The sequence below is a fragment of the Thermomonospora curvata DSM 43183 genome (assembly GCF_000024385.1).
Classification (GTDB): domain Bacteria; phylum Actinomycetota; class Actinomycetes; order Streptosporangiales; family Streptosporangiaceae; genus Thermomonospora; species Thermomonospora curvata.
Map to the genome: position 1 here is coordinate 4,613,368 of NC_013510.1, position 19,224 is coordinate 4,632,591.

Annotated in this window: 16 protein-coding genes; 6 read left to right on the plus strand and 10 right to left on the minus strand. The window is 72.9% G+C overall.

The features are described from left to right. Positions 1-520: 520 nt before the first annotated feature. The 5 genes from hpf to mtrA all read right to left on the minus strand — a co-directional run bounded on the left by hpf (position 521) and on the right by mtrA (position 7,556). Complete coding sequence (gene hpf / locus TCUR_RS19855; RefSeq protein WP_012854352.1) at positions 521-1,186, minus strand: ribosome hibernation-promoting factor, HPF/YfiA family; 666 nt, start codon at positions 1,184-1,186, stop codon at positions 521-523. Positions 1,187-2,174: 988 nt separating this feature from the next. Then, on the minus strand, positions 2,175-2,909 hold the full coding sequence (locus TCUR_RS19860) for a ComF family protein (protein WP_012854353.1): 735 nt from the start codon (positions 2,907-2,909) through the stop codon (positions 2,175-2,177). Between the two features lie 106 nt (positions 2,910-3,015). Further along, a complete protein-coding gene (locus TCUR_RS19865; protein WP_012854354.1) occupies positions 3,016-4,806 on the minus strand; it encodes an LpqB family beta-propeller domain-containing protein in 1,791 nt (596 codons plus the stop codon). Next, positions 4,803-6,587: an MtrAB system histidine kinase MtrB gene (mtrB, locus tag TCUR_RS19870; protein WP_012854355.1), complete on the minus strand. Its 1,785-nt coding sequence runs from the start codon at positions 6,585-6,587 to the stop codon at positions 4,803-4,805. Before mtrB ends, TCUR_RS19865 begins: the two co-directional genes overlap by 4 nt. Positions 6,588-6,878: 291 nt before the next feature. Beyond that, positions 6,879-7,556, minus strand: a complete 678-nt coding sequence (mtrA, locus tag TCUR_RS19875) for an MtrAB system response regulator MtrA (RefSeq protein ID WP_012854356.1) — start codon at positions 7,554-7,556, stop codon at positions 6,879-6,881. 735 nt (positions 7,557-8,291) lie between these two features. Here mtrA and TCUR_RS19880 point away from each other — a divergent pair. The 5 genes from TCUR_RS19880 (at position 8,292) to TCUR_RS19900 (ending at position 13,671) form a co-directional block, all read left to right on the plus strand. Next, on the plus strand, positions 8,292-9,509 hold the full coding sequence (locus tag TCUR_RS19880) for a hypothetical protein (RefSeq protein ID WP_012854358.1): 1,218 nt from the start codon (positions 8,292-8,294) through the stop codon (positions 9,507-9,509). A 29-nt stretch (positions 9,510-9,538) separates the two neighbouring features. Then, the gene (locus TCUR_RS19885) at positions 9,539-10,177 is read left to right on the plus strand and encodes a DUF4129 domain-containing protein (protein WP_041442455.1); all 639 of its coding nucleotides are present in this window, start codon (positions 9,539-9,541) and stop codon (positions 10,175-10,177) included. After that, positions 10,174-11,340, plus strand: coding sequence for a DUF4350 domain-containing protein (locus TCUR_RS19890; RefSeq protein WP_012854360.1), 1,167 nt, complete (start codon positions 10,174-10,176; stop codon positions 11,338-11,340). The genes TCUR_RS19885 and TCUR_RS19890 overlap by 4 nt, the downstream gene beginning before the upstream one ends. Before the next feature lie 98 nt (positions 11,341-11,438). Next, complete coding sequence (locus TCUR_RS19895; RefSeq protein ID WP_217265548.1) at positions 11,439-12,359, plus strand: AAA family ATPase; 921 nt, start codon at positions 11,439-11,441, stop codon at positions 12,357-12,359. Positions 12,360-12,378: 19 nt separating this feature from the next. Continuing rightward, positions 12,379-13,671, plus strand: coding sequence for a DUF58 domain-containing protein (locus TCUR_RS19900; RefSeq protein WP_012854362.1), 1,293 nt, complete (start codon positions 12,379-12,381; stop codon positions 13,669-13,671). 82 nt (positions 13,672-13,753) lie between these two features. Here TCUR_RS19900 and TCUR_RS19905 read toward each other — a convergent pair whose 3' ends face one another. Next, a complete protein-coding gene (locus TCUR_RS19905; protein ID WP_012854363.1) occupies positions 13,754-14,749 on the minus strand; it encodes a stage II sporulation protein M in 996 nt (331 codons plus the stop codon). 118 nt (positions 14,750-14,867) lie between these two features. On the opposite strand from TCUR_RS19905, the gene TCUR_RS19910 reads away from it, so the two are divergent. Continuing rightward, entirely contained in the window at positions 14,868-15,734 is an 867-nt protein-coding gene (locus TCUR_RS19910) for an RDD family protein (RefSeq protein WP_012854364.1), read from the plus strand. Positions 15,735-15,826: 92 nt separating this feature from the next. Here the strand turns inward: TCUR_RS19910 and TCUR_RS19915 are convergent, their stop codons facing one another. The 4 genes from TCUR_RS19915 to ahcY all read right to left on the minus strand — a co-directional run bounded on the left by TCUR_RS19915 (position 15,827) and on the right by ahcY (position 19,187). Next, positions 15,827-16,114: a hypothetical protein gene (locus tag TCUR_RS19915; RefSeq protein WP_012854365.1), complete on the minus strand. Its 288-nt coding sequence runs from the start codon at positions 16,112-16,114 to the stop codon at positions 15,827-15,829. Between the two features lie 20 nt (positions 16,115-16,134). Beyond that, positions 16,135-17,022: a hypothetical protein gene (locus TCUR_RS19920; RefSeq protein ID WP_012854366.1), complete on the minus strand. Its 888-nt coding sequence runs from the start codon at positions 17,020-17,022 to the stop codon at positions 16,135-16,137. A 299-nt stretch (positions 17,023-17,321) separates the two neighbouring features. Beyond that, positions 17,322-17,915, minus strand: coding sequence for a hypothetical protein (locus TCUR_RS19925; RefSeq protein WP_012854367.1), 594 nt, complete (start codon positions 17,913-17,915; stop codon positions 17,322-17,324). Between the two features lie 9 nt (positions 17,916-17,924). Continuing rightward, the gene (gene ahcY / locus TCUR_RS19930; RefSeq protein WP_012854368.1) at positions 17,925-19,187 is read right to left on the minus strand and encodes an adenosylhomocysteinase; all 1,263 of its coding nucleotides are present in this window, start codon (positions 19,185-19,187) and stop codon (positions 17,925-17,927) included. Positions 19,188-19,224 lie beyond the last annotated feature (37 nt).

Here is a 19,224-nt window from a genome sequence, read left to right on the forward strand (position 1 = left end):
CCGCCCTCCCTTCGAATGTCGGCGACCTTGTGCTTTCGGAGGGTTTCATCTCTTCGGGAGGCTTGCACGGATCGGCGGCCCTGGCGATAGGGCATTGTCGCCAGGCAGCCAACCCCCGCCGCCTCTGCAGCGGAGCCGGATGGCACCACCTAGATCATTACACGCTCGGGCCCGGACGGCGTGCATGTGACGCATCCCCGTGCCACCGCCGGGCCGGTGCAAGGTCGCCGCCTTCCGGGGCCGGCGGTCCCGGGCGGCCCGCCGGCGGGGGAGGCGCCCCTCCCGGCGGGGCACCGGCGCCTCCGCCGCGGCCCGGCGGCGCCGTGCGGCCGGGCGCCGCTCGCCGGCGGACCGCCGGGGCCGTCGCGCCGGGATCACCGAACCTTTTCCGCACGTGGCCCCAGGTGGCCGAGATCGGGAGCCCCGGTGACGCGCGGTGCCGCGCCCCGGTAGGTCACGGCCTCCTCCCCGACCGCGGCGTACCCGTACTGAGCTGCGGAAGCGGTGCGTTGAAAAAGGTTCACTCCTCTACCAGCCGGATGACTCCGTAGTTCCAGCCCTTGCGCCGGTAGACGACGCTGGGATGGCCGTTCTCCTTGTCGCGGAACAGGAAGAAGTCGTGTCCCACCAGTTCCATCTCATACAGGGCCTGGTCGATGGTCATCGGGGCCGAGCGGTGGAACTTCTCGCGGACGACGAGCGGGCCGTCGCCGTCCATCGCGATCGGGACCACGTTCCCGCCCTCTTCGGCGGGCTCGGTCGCCGCGGCGGGCTCGGCCGCCGGTGCGCCCTCCGCGGAGTCTTCCGGGGGGGCGGCCGCGGGCGGCTCGGTCAGCGGCTCCAGGTGCGCCAGCTTGGCGGGAGCGCGGGTGCCGCTGTTGTAATGGATCTTGCGCCGGTCGGCGCTGCGGCGCAGCCGGGCCTCCAGCTTGTCCAGCGCCAGGTCCAGGGCCCCGTAACGGTCCTCGGCCGCCGCCTCGGCCCGGATCACCGGGCCGCGCGAGCGGATGGTCAGCTCCACCCGCTCCCGCCGGTCGGCCAGGCGCGGGTTGTGCTCTTCGGACACCTCCACGTCCACCCGGATGATCTTCCGGGCGAAACGCTCGATCTTGGCCAGCTTGTTGTCGACGTGCTCCCGGAATCGGTCGTTGACCTCGGTGTGCCGGCCCTTCACGATGATGTCCACGTGGGACCCCCCTTCTCCCCGATTGTGTTCTTCGGCCGCCGCGGGTGGGGTGGCCCGCGACGGTCGCACAGCTCGGTGGGATGCACCCGCCCGGCCGACCTGGTCTTCGTCCCCACATCCGCCTGCTGAGGGTCTCGCGGCGCTCTCGCCACTACTGCCCTTCTCCCAGACCGGAGGATGTCTGATCCCCCGGCGAGGCAGGACTTACCTCTAAGGCGCACCGTGATCGGTCGACGAGAAGTCGCCTTACGTGGGCCGTTTCGCCTGCGCCTGGCATCGGCTTGCCGGACCGGCGGCGCTCCGGCGGAGCACCGTGATCCGACGCAACCACGGACCCGGGCGGGTGCCATGTCAGGAACGCTAACCCCTTACGCGTCGAATGTCAGGAGGGTGGAGCCGGGAAAAATCACCGACCGTCATCGTCCGACGCCACCCAGGGACCGTGACCGGGGACGCCCATCCCCACCGCACAGGGCCTCCTTCCTTCACACGTCACCCCAGGTCATACCGGTATGACCAGACGTCGAGTCTGAGAAACCCCAATCTCGATAATAACAGATTGTAACCATTTCGCTACGCCGCCCACCTGTGACTTTAAGGACTTCTCCAGCCGACCACTACGCTGAGTAATCTTTTCTCCGGTCCGATTCATACGTGAACAATCTCACCGCCTTCGCCACATATATCCCCCGAAAACCGCAGATCACACCAGAAACAGCACTTTCAGTTCGGGCCGTATCGCGGTTTTTCGTCACACCGCCGCCTCCCCGCCCCACCGCGGCCGTCCGCCGGCGCACCCGGCCGCACGGCGGTGAGTCCTTCCCAACACGCCGTTCCCACAGGCCGCACGCGGGGGCATCGCAGCCGGAACGGTGCCGTGACCTGCAACGTCATGCCCCCGGACACCGTCAGGGCCCTCCTCCCGGCCCCAAGAGCAGGTGTCGGAACACGCGCTGAAGAAGGCCCGGTGCGGGAGGCGAAGCGCCGGTCAGGGGCGGCGGCGCGCGGTGACGGCCACCGTGGCCGCGCCGACGAGGCGGGCACCGCTCTCCCGCAGCGCCCGCACGGCCTCGGCGAGCGTGGCCCCGGAGGTGACGACGTCGTCCACCACCACGACCCACCGGCCCTGGACCCGGCGGGCGGAGGCGACGCGCAGGGCGCCGGAGAGGTTGGCGGCCCGTGCGGCGGCGTTCAGCCCCGCCTGGTCGGCCACCGCCCTGGCCTGCCGCAGCACGGGCCGGCAGCAGACGGGGACCCCCTCGGCGCGCAGCCGCCGGACCGCGACCTCGGCCAGCCCTCTCACCGGGTCGTGCCCTCGCCGCCGCACCGCCCGCGGAGCCGAGGGCACCGGGACGACCAGGACCTGCGGCCGAGGCCGCGGGCAGCCGGCGTCCACGACGGCGCGGACGGCACGGGCCAGGGCCTCGCCCAGCGGATCCGCCAAGGAGACGCGCCCCGCCTCCTTGTAGGCGTTCAGCATGGCGCGCACCGGGCCCTCGTAGTCGGCGACGGACCAGGACGCAAACGGCATCCCCGCCGGCCCGGCGCGCCTGGGCGGGCCGGTGAGAGCGGCCCGGCAGACGGGGCACAGCGGACCGAGGCCGCGCGGGGACGAGCCGGCTCGCAGGACGGCCGCGCCGCAGCCGGCGCAGTGCTGCGGGAGCACCAGGTCCAGCAGATCGGCGAGGAAGCCGGCGAGGAAACGCGTCACGAAGGTCGCCATACGACGACGATGCGCCCCCGCGACGCCACGGCGCCAGACACCGGCGAACCTGTGGACAACCTCGCGTGTTCGGCCCGCCTCCGCCCCTCCCGGGCCGGCGGGCGCCTCAGCTCCAATAGGTGGGGTCAGAACCCAGCGGCGCGCACTTCCACTGGTCGAACCGCCAGTCGCGCAGGCTGCTTTGGCGGCAGATGTTGTCCTCACCGTTGATCCGCGCACCGATCACGATGCGCGAGCCCGGCGCCGCGGTGATCGACTCGGCCTCGCCCTGGCTGGCGGTGCCCACCGGCAGGATGTCGCCCCCGTTGACCGGCACCCAGTAGGGCGTCACCTGGGTCTCGGTGGGCTTGGTGCGGCCCAGCACGGCCAGCGAGGTGGAGTCGCCCCAGGCCAGATCGGTGACGTCCACCAGTTCGGGACTGATCGGCAGGAAACCCCCGACGCTGATCACTCCCTTGGCGTCGCGCACGATCCGGCCCAGCCGCAGCTGCCTGCTGTCGCCGATCTTCACGATGGCCGCCACGCGCACCCCGTCCCGGGCCACCCGGAACGCCACCACCCGGTGCCCGGACAGCTCCCACTGGCGGATCCGGACCGGCTGCCGGTCCCGCTGCCGAAGCCACAGGGACGAGCCGCCGGAGAAGGACTCCACGCTCCACAGCCAGCCGCGCAGATCCCACGAGGGCGGGGTGAAGCGCCCGTCGGAGTGCTCGGCCCACATCACCGGGCGGATCGGAGTGCCGCCCAGCAGGTCCCCGCTCAGCACCGTGTCGCCGTCGGCGTTCAGGCCGGCGATGCGGCTGCGCCCATCGTGCGGGGACAGCGCGGGCCGGTGCAGGCGGTCCCGGCCGGAGGTGTTCGCCGGGGTGGTGACGTCGTTGTCGTGCAGCTGGTGCGGGCGTCCGTCGGGGCCGCGCAGGTAGACGGTCTCCTCGGTGCCGCCCTCGGAGGTGTCGGAGTTGTACTCCTCCCAGTCCTCGGGGGCCTGGATCGGCCCCACCCCGCCCGGCTCGATGGCGTCCCCGTCGATCTGCAGCCGGACCCGCCGCACCTCCGGCAGCCGCTGCAGGGTCCAGGTCAGCTGGGCCGACATGCGCTCATGGTCGCCCCGGTAGGCCTCCGCGCTCAGGCTCACGGTGGCCACGCCGTCGGAGATGTCCACATCCTGCAGCCGGGTGCCGGAGGGAAAGTAGCTGCGCACCGCGGGCTTGAGCCAGGTGGTGGGCCCGGCCAGCAGCGCGGCGACCAGCTGCCGGGCCAGCCGCTGGCGGTTGACCAGCGGCAGGAAGACGGCGTTGGGCACCAGCACCTTGCCGTCGGGGTCGAAGAAGTACAGGTTGAGCACCCGGAAGACGCGGTCCACATCGCTTTGGCTCAGCAGCAGGCCGTCGCGCAGCTCGGCCGGCATGCGGCTGATGCGCCACTGGCCGGCGGAGTTGCTCTGCAACGCGAAGGTGGCGGTGTAGGCGCCGCCGGGCTGCGCCGTGTACTGGCCGTCTGAGCCGATGTGGCCCAGGCGGGTGGCGGTCACCTCCACGAGCATCTCCCCGCCGGCCTCCCGGGGGGCCGAGATGATCGGCTCGCCGTCCAGGACGATCACCTGGGGCCGCGGGCCGGGCCGCCAGGCGGCGTCGGCCGAGGAGGTCAGGTACTGGCGGGCCACCTTGTAGTCGTCGTTGAACGCCGAGGAGGCGATGAGGAACCCCTTGACGATCTTGTCCGGCGCCCAGCCGGGACGCGGCGAGACCGGCACCACCCGCACATAGGGCTCGGCGATCGGCTCGGCGCGCTCGGCGGGCCGGCCGGAGGTGACCCGGCCGCCGCTGGGCACGCTCGCGCACCCGGCCAGGCAGGCCAGCGCCGCGACGGCGGCGGTCAGGCGAAGCCGGGCCCTCACCGGCCGTCCTCCCGCGCGGGCTGTGCGCCCTGCGGACGCGGCTCGCCGTCCCCGGCCGGGCCGCCCGTCTCGCCGACGCCCGCCTCGGCGCCGGCTGCGCCCGCGTCCTCGTCGGCGCGGGCGTCTGCGGGGACGGGCGCCGGCTGCGGGTCCTGGGCGCCGGACCGCGGCTTGGGCACCGGAGATTCGGGCGCCGGGTCCGTGGCGGAGGGCTGGGAGTCCGGCGCGTCCGGGGCGGTGCGGCCGCCGAAGGAGGCCCGGGGCAGGTCGATCTCCGGCGGGACCAGCGGCAGCGGCGAGCCCCGCAGCTCGGCCCCGGCGACCCGGGGCAGCGACAGCCGGAACTGCGAGCCCTTGCCCGGCTCGCCCCAGGCCTGCAGCCAGCCGCCGTGCAGCTGGGCGTCCTCCTTGGCGATGGCCAGCCCCAGCCCGGTGCCGCCGGTGGTGCGGGCGCGCGCCGGGTCGGCCCGCCAAAAGCGCTCGAAGACCTGCTGGGCCTGCCCCGGCTTGAGGCCGACCCCATGGTCGCGGACGGCCATGGCGACCGCGTCCCGGTCGGCGGCCACCGACACCACGATGTCCTTGCCCTCCCCGTGCTCGATGGCGTTGACCAGCAGGTTGCGCAGGATCCGCTCCACCCGGCGGCGGTCCACCTCGGCCATGCACGGCTCACCGGGCAGCTGCAGGACCAGCTTGCTGCCCTTGCGCTCGGCCAGCCCCTCGGTGTCGCCCACCGCGCGCAGCACCAGGTCGCGCACGTCCACGGACTCGGCGTCCAAGGTGGCCGCGCCCGCGTCGTGCCGGCTGATCTCCAGCAGGTCCGCCAGCAGCGCCTCGAACCGCTCCAGCTGGCTTTGCAGCAGCTCCGCCGAGCGGCCCACCGCCGGGTCGGAGAACTGCTCGCGGTGGGCGTACAGCATGTCGGCGGCGATGCGGATGGTGGTCAGCGGGGTGCGCAGCTCGTGGGAGACGTCGGAGACGAACTGCCGCTGCACCTGCGACAGCTCCTCCAGCTCGACGATCTTCTCCTGCAGGTTGCCGGCCATGTCGTTGAAGGAGGCGGCCAGGCGGGCCAGGTCGTCCTCGCCGCGCACCTTCATCCGCTCCTCCAGCCGGCCGGCGGCCAGCCGCTCGGCGGCCTGGGCGGCCAGCCGCACCGGGATGACGACCTGGCGGGTGACCACCGAGGCGATCGCGGCCAGCAGCACCAGCAGCACCACGCTGACGGCCAGCAGGGTGTTGCCCACAGTGGTCAGCGTCTGCTGCTCCTGGGTCAGCGGGAACAGGTAGTACAGCTCATAGCGGCCGTCCCCGGCGCCGACCACCAGGCCGGGCACCGACTCGCGGCCGATGTAGACGATCTCGCTGTAGGTGCTGTGCTGGGTGCCGACGGGATCCTCGCGCACCTGCCGGCGCAGCCGCTCGGGGACGCTTTCGGCCAGCACGTCGTTGGTGGTGTAGCCGTCGCGGTACTCGTCGCGGGTGTCGCGGACGTACACCTCATACAGGCCCGAAGGGCCGCTGCGCGCCTTGAGCTGGTTGGTGACGTCGTTGAGGGTGACCTCGGAGACGTTGGCGGGCGACAGCTCCCGCTCCAGGATGCCCATGCCCTCTTCCAGCTGCAGCAGCGCGCTCTTCTCCTTGCCGTTGAGCAGGGCGGTGGTGATCTGCTCCATGAGGAAGACCCCCAGGATCGCCACCACGACCGTGGAGATGAGCAGCGTGGAGGTGACCACCCGCAGCTGGATGGAGCGCCGCCAGCGCGTGTAGAACCGCAGCACCCAGCGGCGCAGGAACCGCTTGAGGGCGCCCAGAGCCCGGCGGGCGAACCGGCGGAGCCGCTGCAGACGGTGCGCGCGCAGGCCCGCCACCACGCGCGGCCCGGCGGTGCGCACCGGTGCGGAGACCAGGCCGGGAATGCGGTTGCCCGCGCCCGGACGGCGGCCGCCGGAGGGCCGAAGCCGGTCGCGGGCACGGGTGACCGGCCCCAGGGCGCCGCGCGTCCGGGCCGGCCGGGGACCGTCGTCGTCGGGCTTTACGGTCACGGGGGGTCGTCCGGGAGGGGCGCGACCTCAGGCGGGGCCGGCCTTGTAGCCGACGCCGCGGACCGTCACCACGATCTCCGGGTGCTCCGGGTCCTTTTCGATCTTGGCGCGCAGCCGCTGCACATGGACGTTCACCAGCCGGGTGTCGGCGGCGTGCCGGTAGCCCCAGACCTGCTCCAGCAGCACCTCGCGGGTGAACACCTGGCGGGGCTTGCGGGCCAGCGCCACCAGCAGGTCGAACTCCAGCGGGGTCAGCGGGATGGTCTTGTCGCCGCGCTTGACCGAGTGCCCGGCCACGTCGATGGTGATGTCGCCGATCTGCAGCGTCTCCGGGGCGGGTTCTTCGGTGCGGCGCAGCCTGGCGCGCATCCGGGCGACCAGTTCCTTGGGCTTGAACGGCTTGACGATGTAGTCGTCGGCGCCCGACTCCAGCCCCAGCACCACGTCGACGGTGTCGCTCTTGGCGGTGAGCATGACGATCGGGACGCCGGACTCGGCGCGGATCTGGCGGCACACGTCGATGCCGTCGGCGCCGGGCAGCATCAGGTCCAGCAGCACGAGATCGGGCCGGGTCTCCCGGAACGCCTCAAGCGCCTTGTCCCCGTCGTGGACGAACGACGGCTCGAAACCCTCGCCCCGCAGGACTATGCCGAGCATTTCGGCGAGAGCGAGGTCGTCGTCGACGACCAGTACGCGTCCTTTCATGGCCCTCATCGTTACATGTAGTCGGCGATGACCCCGCCGAATGAAGCGCGACCGGCGGGAGCCGGCCCACCCCCTCGGCGCGGGGCCCGACCGCCCTCCGGTGACCGTGTTCGGCGGTTCTTGGGCAGTTAGGCTACCCCCGTTCGGCCGTGCACGTCCCTCGCCACCAGCATGACCGGCCGTCGATGCCGGCTTGGCGGCGGCTTGAAGACGGCGAACGGCGGACATGGCGGATACCACGCAATGAAGCAGGATACGGACGGCATCCGCTCCTGCGGCATTTACGGAAACGCCTTGTGGGATCGTTGGCCGTCCGCTTTCTGATGACCGAGACTGGCCGACGGCGAGTGCGGGCACGATGTGCAAGGCGACGCCCAGGCCGGGATGGCCGGGCTATACGCGACCTATACGGCCGAATAGCGGGCGACGCAGGGACCAAAGGAGTACTCTGCGTGGCAGTTCGAGCGCATGATGCGATGTTCGCCGAGTTCGTCCCGGGCTTCGGCTTCGGGTCGGCGAGAGTCGGCTCGGCGGTCGACAAGGGGGATTGCAAGGGGGGAGGCTGAGATGGGGATTTCGTGGATATGAGGTGACCGGACGGGCCGGCGCAGCGAGCGGGCGAATTCCGGCGGTCACTCGTGACAGGATGACCTTGCAGGGCCGCCCGCGGAGGCGGCCGCAAGGTCATCGGCGGGGTCCGGCCACGGCGGGCCCGTTCGGGCGGGGAGCTTGAGGATGTCGGGTCCGCGGGCATGGACGGCGCCCGGCTCGGACCTGCCGCCCGAGCGGTCCGCCCCGGCGGCGGGCGGCGGGCCCCGCTCCCCCGCCGCGGGCGGGGAGGCGCCGGCCGATGGGGGGAACGGCGGAGCGCCCCCGGTCGCCGTCCAAAGCACCGCCCGGTCGGCCGGTGACACACCCGCCGGCCGGGCCGACCTGCTCGGCGGCGAGATCGCCTTCCGGCCGCTGGGCGTCACCGAGATCCTCGACGGCTCGATCGCCTGCATCCGCCGCCATCTGCGGGTGGTGCTGGGCCTTTCGCTGCTGATCACCGCGATCATCCAGGTGTGCCACAGCGTGGGCGACTACCTGCTGCTCGGCGGGCGGGCGGCCGGGGAGCCGGCCTCCGGCCCGCTGGTGCGCTCGCTCGGGGCCCAGGCCACGCCGGCCCTGCTGGGGCTGGCGCTGTCGGCCTACGGCACGCTGCTGCTGGCCGGGCTGCTGGCCCCGGTGGTGAGCCGGACGCTGTTCGCGCAGCCGGTGTCCCTGCGTCTGGTCTGGCGGGACGTGCGTCCGGCGTTCGCGCGGCTGCTGGCGGGCGCCGCCGCGGTGCCGGCGGCGGCGCTGCTGGTGGCGGCGCTGCCGCTGCTGCCGATGGCGCTGCTGCTGGCCGGGGGCGGCCCGCTGCCGGCCGTCGTGCCGGCGGGCCTGCTGGGTCTGCCGGTGGCGCTGGGCGTACTGGTCTGGTTGTACGTGCTGTGGGCGCCGGCCGTCCCGATCATGGTGCTGGAGCGGCGGCCCATCCCGGCCGCGCTGCGGCGGGCCCGCCGCCTGTCGCGCAAGCGGTGGTGGGACGCCGGCGGCACGCTGCTGCTGGCCCTGCTGATCACGATCTTCATGGGGTTCCTGGCGCTGCGGCTGCCCTTCCTGCTGGCGCAGCTGCTGCTGTTCGGCGCAGAGGAGGGCGACGGCGCTCCGCTGGGCTCGCTGATCGTCGACACGCTGGGCCGCATCGCCGGCTGGTCGCTGGTCACCCCGTTCGACGCGGGCGTCATCGCGCTGCTGTATGTGGACCGCCGGATGCGCCGCGAGGGATTCGACCTGGATGTGCAGACCCGTCTTCGGCCCGGCGTCCCCGGCCCCGACCGCCTGGAGGAGATCTGGCGGCCGGTGGCGTTCCCGGCGGTCCCCGCCGCAGGGACGCCCCGGGAGGGCGGCCCGGAGCAGGCCGGATGATGGGCGTGCGGGCGACGATCGGGATCGCGATGAGCGTTGAGCCGATCGGCCGTGACGAGGCCCGGGAGCTGGCGCGGCGGGAGCTGGACAAGGGCATCTACCACCGCGACGAGCCGTCCTGGCTGGAGCGGGCCTGGCAGAGCTTCGGCGACTGGCTGCGGGAGATCTTCGGCAAGGCCGCCGCCCCGCCCTCCCCCGGCGCCGAAAGCGGCTGGGCGTCCCTGGCGGTCGTCTTCGTGCTGCTGGTGGCGGCCGTGGCGGTGGTCGCCTGGTTGATGCGGGGACGGCGCAACATCCGCGCCGCCGCGCAGGCGCCGCCGCAGGATCGGCCGTCCACGGCCGATGACCACCGGCGCGCCGCCGAGCGGCACGCCGCCGCCGGGCGGTGGGCGCAGGCCGTCCGGGAACGGCTGCGCGCCATCGCCCGCGACCTGGAGGAGCGCCTGATCCTCGCGCCCCGGCCCGGCCGCACCGCCGACGAGCTGGCCGCCGAGGCCGGCGCGGCGCTGCCGGAGCACGCCGAACGGCTGCGGGCGGGCGTGCGGCTCTTCAACGACATCTGGTACGGGAACCGGCCGGCCACCGCCGAGGGCTATGCGGCCCTGGTGGCGCTCGATGAGGAGCTGCGCGCAGCCCGGCCCGGTGAGCCGTCCGGGGCGTCCGCATGACCGCGCCGGATGCGCCGAGCACCGGGCAAGTGGCGCAAAGCCGCCGGCGCGCCCTGCGGGGGGTGGTGTTCGCCCTGGCGGGGCTGGCGCTGCTGGTCGTGATCTCGGCCCTGCTGCAGCCGTCCCGGCAGCCGCAGTACCTGGACCCGGATTCGGCCGGCCGGGACGGCGCCCGGGCGCTGGTGCAGATCCTCCGGCAGCGGGACGTCCACGTGCAGGCGATGCGCGACGCCGTGGACGCCCGGATGGCCGCACGCCCGGACGGCACACTGGTGGTCGTCCGGTCCGAACGGCTGGCCCCCGAGGAGCTGAACACGCTGCGCCACGCCCCCGGCGATCTGCTGCTGGTCGAGCCGTCCCGGTCCGCGTTGCGGCTCCTGGCGCCCGGGGTCGAACCGGCCGGCAGTTCCTACACGGCCGAAGGCGGGCCGGAGTGCGCGCTGCCGGCCGCCGCCTCGGCGGGCGAGGTCCGCTTTGAGGTGTCGGAGCTGTACCTGGCCCCGCCGGAGGCCGTTCGGTGCTACCCGAGCGAGGGAGCGCCGCGGCTGGTCCGGCTCGCGGTGCACGGCCGCACGGTCACCGTGCTGGGCTCCGGCCGGCCGCTCACCAACGGGCGCCTGGCCCAGGCGGGCAACGCCGCGCTGGCCATGAACCTGGTGGGGGCGCGTTCGTCGGTGGTGTGGCTGATCCCCGATCCGCCCGAGCCCGGCGAGGTGGAGGCCCAAAGCTGGCAGGACCTCCTCCCGCCGGGAGTGCGGATGTTCGCGCTGCAGGTCTGCGTCGCCGTGGTGCTGGTGGCGTTGTGGCGGATGCGGCGTATGGGGCCGGTGGTGGCGGAATCGCTGCCGGTGGCCGTACGCTCCGCGGAGACCGTGGAGGGCCGGGCCAGGCTGTACCGGGCGCACCGGGCCCGCGACAGCGCGGCCGAGGCACTGCGCGTGGGGGCCAGGGACCGGCTGGTCCCGCTGCTGGGGCTGCCGCCGGGCGCCGCCCGGGACCCGTCCATGGCGCAGAAGATCGTGACCGCTCTGGCCCGGCGCACGCACCGGGACGAGCAGGCGATCGGCTGGGCGCTGTACGGCCCGCCACCGGAGGACGACGCCCGCCTCCTGGCGTTGACCGACTTCCTCGACGACCTCGAAAGGCAGGTGCGCCGGCTGTGAACGATCCCGTCGAGCCCGCCGAACTCCGCGAAGGGAACCCGGGCGCCGAAGGGGGCGCGGCCGCCCTGCCGGCAGACGCCGACGCGCGCAAGGCGCTGATGGCGCTGCGCAACGAGGTGGCCAAGGCGGTCGTGGGACAGGACGCGGTGGTCACCGGGCTGGTGATCGCGCTGCTGTGCCGGGGGCATGTGCTGCTGGAGGGCGTGCCGGGCACCGCCAAGACGCTGCTGGTGCGCGCCCTGGCGCGAACGCTGGACCTGGAGTTCAAGCGAGTGCAGTTCACCCCCGACCTGATGCCCGGGGACGTGACCGGCTCGCTGGTCTACGACAACCGGACGGCGGAGTTCGAGTTCCGCGAGGGGCCGGTGTTCACCAACCTGCTGCTGGCCGACGAGATCAACCGGACCCCGCCCAAGACCCAGGCGTCCCTGCTGGAGGCCATGGAGGAGCGGCAGGTGTCGGTGGAGGGCGTGCCGCGCCCGCTGCCCGACCCGTTCGTGGTCTGCGCGACCCAGAACCCCATCGAGTACGAGGGGACCTATCCGCTGCCGGAGGCCCAGCTGGACCGCTTCCTGCTGAAGCTGACCGTGCCGGTGCCCTCCCGGGAGGAGGAGATCGCGGTGCTGCAACGGCACGCCGAGGGTTTCGACCCGCGCGACCTGTCGCAGGTGCGCGCGGTGGCCGGGGCCGCGGAGCTGGCCGCCGGGCAGCGGGCGGTCCGCGCCGTCCACGTGGACCCCAAGGTCACCGGGTACGTGGTGGACCTGTGCCGGGCCACCCGGCAGTCCCCCTCCCTGCAGCTGGGGGTCTCGCCGCGCGGGGCGACCGCGCTGCTGGCGACGGCGCGGGCGTGGGCGTGGCTGTCGGGACGCGACTATGTGACCCCCGACGACGCCAAGGCGCTGGCCCGTCCCACGCTGCGGCACCGGGTGCAGCTGCGCCCGGAGGCCGAGCTGGAGGGCGCCACCGCCGACGGCGTCCTGGAGGGCATCCTCAACACCGTCCCGGTTCCGCGGTGAGCGCTCCGGGGAGGGTGCGATGGCGCTGACCGGGCGGCTGGGGCTGCTGGCGGCGCTGGGCGCGCCGGTCGCGCTGCTGCTTCCCCACCGATGGACGCTGCCGGTGATCTGGGGGGCGCTGCTGCTGGGCGTGCTGGTGGACCTGGCGCTGGCCGGGAACGTGCGCCGGCTGCGGCTGCACCGGGAGGGCGACGCCAATGTGCGGCTGGGAGAGACCGCCCGCGTCACGCTGACCGTGGAGAACCCGGGGCGGCGCCGGGTGCGGGGGCGGCTGCGGGACGTGTGGCCGCCGAGCGCGTCCGCGGCTCCGCGCCTGGTGGACCTGGATGTGGCGGCCGGCGGGCGGCAGCGGGTGGTGACGACGCTGACGCCGCGGCGGCGGGGCGACCGGCACGCGGTCACCGTGACGATCCGGTCGGTGGGGCCGCTGGGGCTGGCCGCCCGCCAGCTCGACCGGCCCGCGCCGTGGACGCTGCGGGTGCTGCCGGCCTTCCCCTCCCGCCGGCACCTGCCGGGCAAGCTGGCCAAGCTGCGGGAGCTGACCGGGCGGCACGCGGCACTGATCCGCGGCCAGGGCACCGAGTTCGACTCGCTGCGCGAGTACGTCGACGGCGACGATGTGCGCTCCATCGACTGGCGGGCCACCGCGCGCCGCGCCGATGTGGTGGTGCGCACCTGGCGTCCCGAACGCGACCGCCGGATCTACCTGGTGCTCGACACCGGCCGCACCTCGGCGGGACGGGTGGGCGACATCCCCCGGCTGGACTGCTCCATGGACGCGGCGCTGCTGCTGGCCGCGCTGGCCTCGCGGGCCGGGGACCGGGTCGACCTGCTGGCCTACGACCGGCGGGTGCGGGCCCGGGTGGAGGGCGTCTCCCGGGGCGACCTGCTGCCCGCGATGGTGCAGGCGATGGCGCCGCTGGAGCCGGAGCTGATCGAATCCGACGCCGCCGGGATGGTCACCGCGGTCCTGTCCCGGGTGCGGCAGCGCTGCCTGGTGGTGCTGCTCACCGAGCTCAATGCGGCGGCCCTGGAGGAGGGCCTGCTGCCGCTGCTGCCCCACCTCACCGCCCGCCACCTGGTCATGGTCGCCGCGGTCAGCGATCCCCGGGTCGGGGAGATGGCCCGTTCCCGCGGCGACCTGGCGGCGGTCTATGACGCCGCGGCCGCCGAACGCGCCCGTGCCGAACGCCGCCGGCTGACCGCCGAGCTGCGCCGCCACGGGGTGGAGGTGGTGGACGCCGCCCCCGGCGACCTGGCTCCCGCGCTGGCCGACGCCTACCTGGCGCTCAAGGCCACCGGGCGGCTGTGAGAACCGAGCCGCGGCGGCCCCTTGTGGTGAACGCTCGGGGCCACCGGATGCGCCCGGGCGTCCGGGCGGGAAGGCGGCGGGGTCAGCCGGAGGTGGGGGCCAGGTCGGGGCGCAGGTCGGTGTCGCCGGTCTCGCCCTCGCGGACGGCCGGACGGCCCAGGGCGATCACATAGGCCAAGAAGACCAGCTCGGCGAGGAGGCCGATGCCGATGCGCAGCCAGGCCGGCTCCACCCGTCCGGTCACGAAACCCTCGATCAGGCCCGAGACCAGCAGCACCGGAACCAGGCCGAGCGCGATGGAGACCGTGGCGCGGCCCTCTTCGGCCAGGGCGTGGCCTCGGGTCCGCGGGCCCGGGTCGATGACCGTCCAGCCCAGCTTCAGGCCGGCCGCGCAGGCCAGGTAGACGGCGGTCAGCTCCAGCAGGCCGTGCGGCAGGATCAGACCGAAGAACAGCCCGCCCCGGTCGTGGGCGAACATGAACCCGGCGATCGCGCCGATGTTGAGCTGGTTGGCGTACAGCACATACAGGGTCGGGATGCCCAGCAGGATGCCGAAGATCAGCGCCACGGCGGAGACCCAGGCGTTGTTGACCCAGACCATGAAGGAGAACGACTGGGCCGAGTGCTCGACGTAGTAGTCGGCGAAGTCGTGCTCGACCAGCCGGCGGATCTCCTCAGGGGTGCCCAGGGCGGCCTGCACCGCCGGGTCGTGCACCACCCAGATCGCGTACGCCAGCGAGAACAGGTTGCCCGCCGCGGCCACGCCCAGCCACCACCAGCGCAGCCGGTAGGCCGTGGCCGGAAACGACCTGGTCAGGAAACGCGTGGTGTCGCGCCACAGCGGGGCCTGGGCGCCCGCCACCGCCGCCCGGCCCCGGGCCACCAGCGACGACAGCCGCCCCACCAGCGCCGGATCGGGGGCGCTGGAGCGCACCACCGAAAGGTGGGTGGCGACCCGCTGGTACAGCTCCACCAGCTCGTCGATCTGTGCGCCGTTCAGCCGCCGGCTGTGATTGATCAGCCACTCCAGGCGTTCCCACTCGGCGTGATGGGCGGCCACATAGGCGTCGACGTCCACCCGTGGAGACTAACCCGGCGCGCCGGGGACCGTCCGGCCGTCCGGAGGGCGGGCGGCGGGCAGACTGGGCAGCGGGCACCGGCGGGCGCCGGGGACCGATCGCGAGGGGGCGTTCCACATGTCCGAACTGGTCACCGGCGAGGCCGTGGCGCTGGAGATCCGGGTGGCCCGCCTGGCCGGCCGGGCCTGCGCGCTGGTGCTCGACCTGGTCTTCCAGGTCATGCTGCTGAACGTCGCGCTTTACCTGGCCGCGGCGACCAACGCGATCGCCGACGAGGCGTGGGGCGTGGGGCTGGGCATCGTGGCGGTGGCGGGCGTGCTGGTCGGCTACCCGTGCGCGTTCGAGACGCTCTCGCGCGGACGGACGCCGGGCAAGCTGGCGGTGGGACTGCGGGTGGTGGCCGACGACGGCGGCCCGGTGCGCTTTCGGCAGGCGTTCGTGCGCGCCCTGGCGTCGGTGGTGGAGATCTGGGTCCTGTTCGGGGCGCCCGCCCTGGTCGCCTCGCTGTTCAACCGGCGCGGCAAGCGGCTCGGCGACCTGTTCGCCGGCACGGTCGTCATCCAGGAGCGGGTCCCCACCACGGCGATCTTCGGCCCGGTCGCGGTGATGCCCCCGCAGCTGGCCGACTGGGCCCGCTCGCTGGAACTGTCGCAGCTCCCCGACGGGCTGGCGCTGATCGCCCGCCAGTACCTGGCCCGCTTCTGGGAGCTGCTGCCGGAGGCCCGGGACGCCCTGGGCCGGCGCATCGCCGGTCAGGTGCTGGCCGTGATCAGCCCGCCCCCGCCGCCCGGCGTCCGCCCGGAGATCCTGCTGTCGGCCGTCCTCGCCGAACGCCGCCGCCGCGAGGAAGAGCGCCTGGCCCGGCACCGCGAACACCGCCTGCGCATGCACCGCGCACTGGGCCTGCCCGCCCCGCCACCGGGACCGCCGGCACCCGGCCGCCCCACACTCCCGCCTCCCTCTGCCTCACCGCCCTCGCGCTAGCCGGAACCCCGCGAACGACCGGCGGGGCGTCCGGAAGATGCCGCACCGCCTCCCGGACGCCCCGCCGGACCCATGAGCCGCCCCGCGGGAGATCAGGAGAAAAGCGCCTCGACGGAATCGACACGAGCAGCACGCAACAACCAGGCATTGAGCTGCTCCTCATCCCGACAGGCCGAAATCCGCTCCCTAGCCTCCTGCGACACCTCCACACCGCGACCATCCAACAGCATGAGGACGGCCTCAGCCTTGGCCTCCGCTCTGCCTTCTTCTCTGCCTTCTTCTCTGCCTTCTTCTCGGCCCTCTTCTCGGCCCTTCTGCCTGCCCTTCTCCTCCAGGCTCTGGAAGAGTTCGCTGACGTAGGGACGCTCGTCGGTGATCATGCGAGTCACCCCACGGGAGATCAGGAGAAAAGCGCCTCGACAGAGTCGACACGAGCAGCACGCAACAACCAGGCATTGAGCTGCTCCTCATCCCGACAGGCCGAAATCCGCTCCCTAGCCTCCTGCGACACCTCCACACCGCGACCATCCAACAGCATGAGGACGGCCTCAGCCTTGGCCTCCGCTCTGCCTTCTTCTCTGCCTTCTTCTCGGCCCTCTTCTCGGCCCTTCTGCCTGCCCTTCTCCTCCAGGCTCTGGAAGAGTTCGCTGACGTAGGGACGCTCGTCGGTGATCATCATCCTCTCCAGGATCTTGCGGGGCGCCTCGGGGAGAACACCAAGGACATACTCAGCGTAACGCCTCGTCTTCTCGAGGCCGGTGGTGTGGAGTTCGGCCAGGCCGTCCAAGACGGCCTGGAAGATCTCCTTTTGTTTCGGGCCGGAGGAGTGCAGGAACACCGAGAGGACGGCCCGGTCGGGGTCGGCGGCGAACTCGCTGCCCTTGGTGATCGCCCGGATGTGGGCGGCGTCCAGCACCAGCGGGATCAGGGTGTGTCCCGGATGGCCGCTTTCGATCGGGGTGGCGCACCACAAGGCCGTGTCGGGGTCGGGGGCGATCACCATGAGGACGGCCGGGCAGCGCTCGCGGGCGCGGAACATGTGCAGGTACAGCGGCCAGGTCCAGCGTTTGTCCTCGTCCTTGCGGCGCTGCACCTCGATGATCACGCCCAGTCTCTCGGCCGCGCTCTCCAGCAGCACCACGGCGTCACCGCTGTACTCGCTGGTCTTGAGGTCGGTGAACGACTCGGACATGGCCCGCGCCCGCTCGTACGGGGGGACCCGAACTCCTAAACCGGCCACGGCCTCGGCCGCCAGTTCGGGGGACGAGCGGAAAAGCTCGGCCAACATGTCATGTTGCTGTGTCGGCATGAACCGAACATTAACGGGAATCGTCATGTCACGTCAGGCAATTCGTCATATCGAATAACATTCGACGTCCAGAAGGTCATGGAAGTCCCAAAATAAGCCACTGACTGAAACGTTCATACCTGAGCAATGCTCGAATCTTGGAACGCCGACACCGCCGAAGCACGCCCGCATCCCGCCGAATCAAGAGAAGAAGCCGCCCCAAAACCACTTGGTGACATATGAGATGTTTTGCCCAGACGAGGTTTCGTCACATGGCCCCTGCCGCGAAGGAGCAGGGATCAAGGCGACAAGTTGGGCGGCGAGTCCAGGTCGGTCAGTTCGATGCCCGGGGCCGCCAGGACCACGTCGCCCGCCAGGTGGACGGTGCGGGTCTCGCCGGTGGACAGGTCGGTGATCTCGTGGCGTTCGACCGGGAGCGGGACGGTCTCGGTCTGGTGTGTTTCGATCTCCGCCAAGTGCCAGCGCACATCGACGGTGAGGGCGGCCAGGGACGGGCCCTGGATGCGGACCAGGCGCACGGGGGCATCCCGGCCGGGTTCCAGGCGCAGCCACCGGGCGACCGCCACCAGGAAGGCCGGGGAGTCGCCGAGGAAACCGGCGGCCCGCACGCCGTGCTCATCGGGGGCGGCGTCTCCTGCGGCCGGGTGGCGCACCCACAGCAGGTCGTGGCCGGCCGTCCCGCCCCGGATCAGCCAGGACGGGGTGGCCAGTTCGACGCGGATCTGCCGCCAGCGGCCGTCCACGGTCAGATCCACCCGGGCGCCGTCGGGGCGCTCCCCCACATAGCGCCAGCCGCCCGGGCCGGGCGCGCATTCGAAGTGCTCCTCGAGGGGTTCTTCCCCGCTCAGGTGCAGGTAGGTGCCGCGCGGCATCGCACCAGCCTATGAGCCGTGCTGCCAGGAGCTCAGGTAGTCCTGCTGCTCGGGGGTGAGGGTGTCGATGCGCACCGACATGGCGGCCAGCTTGAGGCGGGCCACCTCCATGTCGATCTCGGCGGGGACCTGGTAGACGGCCGGGGTGAGGCGCTGGTGCTCGCGGGCCAGCCAGGCACAGGTGAGGGCCTGGTCGGCGAAGGACATGTCCATGACGGCGGCCGGGTGGCCCTCGGCGGCGGCCAAATTGACCAGCCGTCCCTCGGCCAGCAGCACCAGGCGGCGGCCGTCGGCCAGCACGTACTCGTCGGCCTGGGGGCGGACGTCCCGGTGCACCTCGACGGCCAGGTCGGCCAGGGCGCGCACGTCGATCTCCACGTCGAAGTGCCCGGAGTTGGCCAGGATCGCCCCGTCCTTCATCACCGCGAAGTGCTCGGCGGTGATCACGTCGCGGTTGCCGGTGGCGGTGATGAACACATCGCCCACCTCGGCGGCCTCGGCCATCGGCGCCACGGTGAAGCCCTGCAGCACCGCGTCCAGCGCCTTGACCGGGTCGATCTCGGTGATCACCACGCGGGCGCCCATGCCGCGGGCGCGTTCGGCCAGGCCGCGGCCGCAGTAGCCGAACCCGGCGACCACGATGGTCTTGCCGGCCAGCAGGGTGTTGGTGGCGCGGATGATGCCGTCCAGGGTGGACTGGCCGGTGCCGTAGCGGTTGTCGAACATGTGCTTGGTGGCGGTGTCGTTCACCGCCACCATCGGGAAGCGCAGCGCCCCCTCGCGGGCCATCTGGTGCAGCCGGATGACCCCGGTGGTGGTCTCCTCACAGCCCCCCAGCACGCCCTCCACCAGGTCGGTGCGTTCCAGGTGCAGGGTGTTGACCAGGTCGCAGCCGTCGTCCAGGACCAGGTCGGGGCGGGTGTCGAGGGCCTGGTGGATGTGCCGGTAGTAGCCCTCGCGGTCGATGCCGGCGCGGGCGAAGACCTGCGCGCCGTACTCGGCCACCAGCGCGGCCGCGGTGTCGTCCTGGGTGGACAGCGGGTTGGAGGCGGCCAGCGCCACGCTCGCCCCGCCCGCCTGCAGCGTGCGGATCAAATTGGCGGTCTCGGTGGTGACGTGCATGCAGGCGGCGATGCGCAGCCCGGCCAGCGGACGCTCGGCGGCGAACCGCTGCCGGATCCGGCGCAGCACCGGCATGGCCCGGTCGGCCCACTCGATCCGCTTCACTCCGTCGCGGGCCAGCGAAACGTCCGCGATGTCACTGGTGTCCATCAGCTCACTCCGCCCGTCCGCCGCGCAGGACGCCCCG

Coding starts and splice junctions, on each gene's coding strand:
- TCUR_RS19880 (WP_012854358.1), top strand. CDS start 8,292: ATGTCGGGTCCGCGGGCATGGACGGCGCCCGGCTCGGACCTGCCGCCC.
- TCUR_RS19860 (WP_012854353.1), bottom strand. CDS start 2,909: ATGGCGACCTTCGTGACGCGTTTCCTCGCCGGCTTCCTCGCCGATCTG.
- TCUR_RS19915 (WP_012854365.1), bottom strand. CDS start 16,114: ATGATCACCGACGAGCGTCCCTACGTCAGCGAACTCTTCCAGAGCCTG.
- TCUR_RS19895 (WP_217265548.1), top strand. CDS start 11,439: ATGGCGCTGCGCAACGAGGTGGCCAAGGCGGTCGTGGGACAGGACGCG.
- ahcY (WP_012854368.1), bottom strand. CDS start 19,187: ATGGACACCAGTGACATCGCGGACGTTTCGCTGGCCCGCGACGGAGTG.
- TCUR_RS19890 (WP_012854360.1), top strand. CDS start 10,174: ATGACCGCGCCGGATGCGCCGAGCACCGGGCAAGTGGCGCAAAGCCGC.
- TCUR_RS19910 (WP_012854364.1), top strand. CDS start 14,868: ATGTCCGAACTGGTCACCGGCGAGGCCGTGGCGCTGGAGATCCGGGTG.
- TCUR_RS19900 (WP_012854362.1), top strand. CDS start 12,379: ATGGCGCTGACCGGGCGGCTGGGGCTGCTGGCGGCGCTGGGCGCGCCG.
- TCUR_RS19925 (WP_012854367.1), bottom strand. CDS start 17,915: ATGCCGCGCGGCACCTACCTGCACCTGAGCGGGGAAGAACCCCTCGAG.
- TCUR_RS19885 (WP_041442455.1), top strand. CDS start 9,539: ATGAGCGTTGAGCCGATCGGCCGTGACGAGGCCCGGGAGCTGGCGCGG.
- mtrA (WP_012854356.1), bottom strand. CDS start 7,556: ATGAAAGGACGCGTACTGGTCGTCGACGACGACCTCGCTCTCGCCGAA.
- TCUR_RS19920 (WP_012854366.1), bottom strand. CDS start 17,022: ATGTTGGCCGAGCTTTTCCGCTCGTCCCCCGAACTGGCGGCCGAGGCC.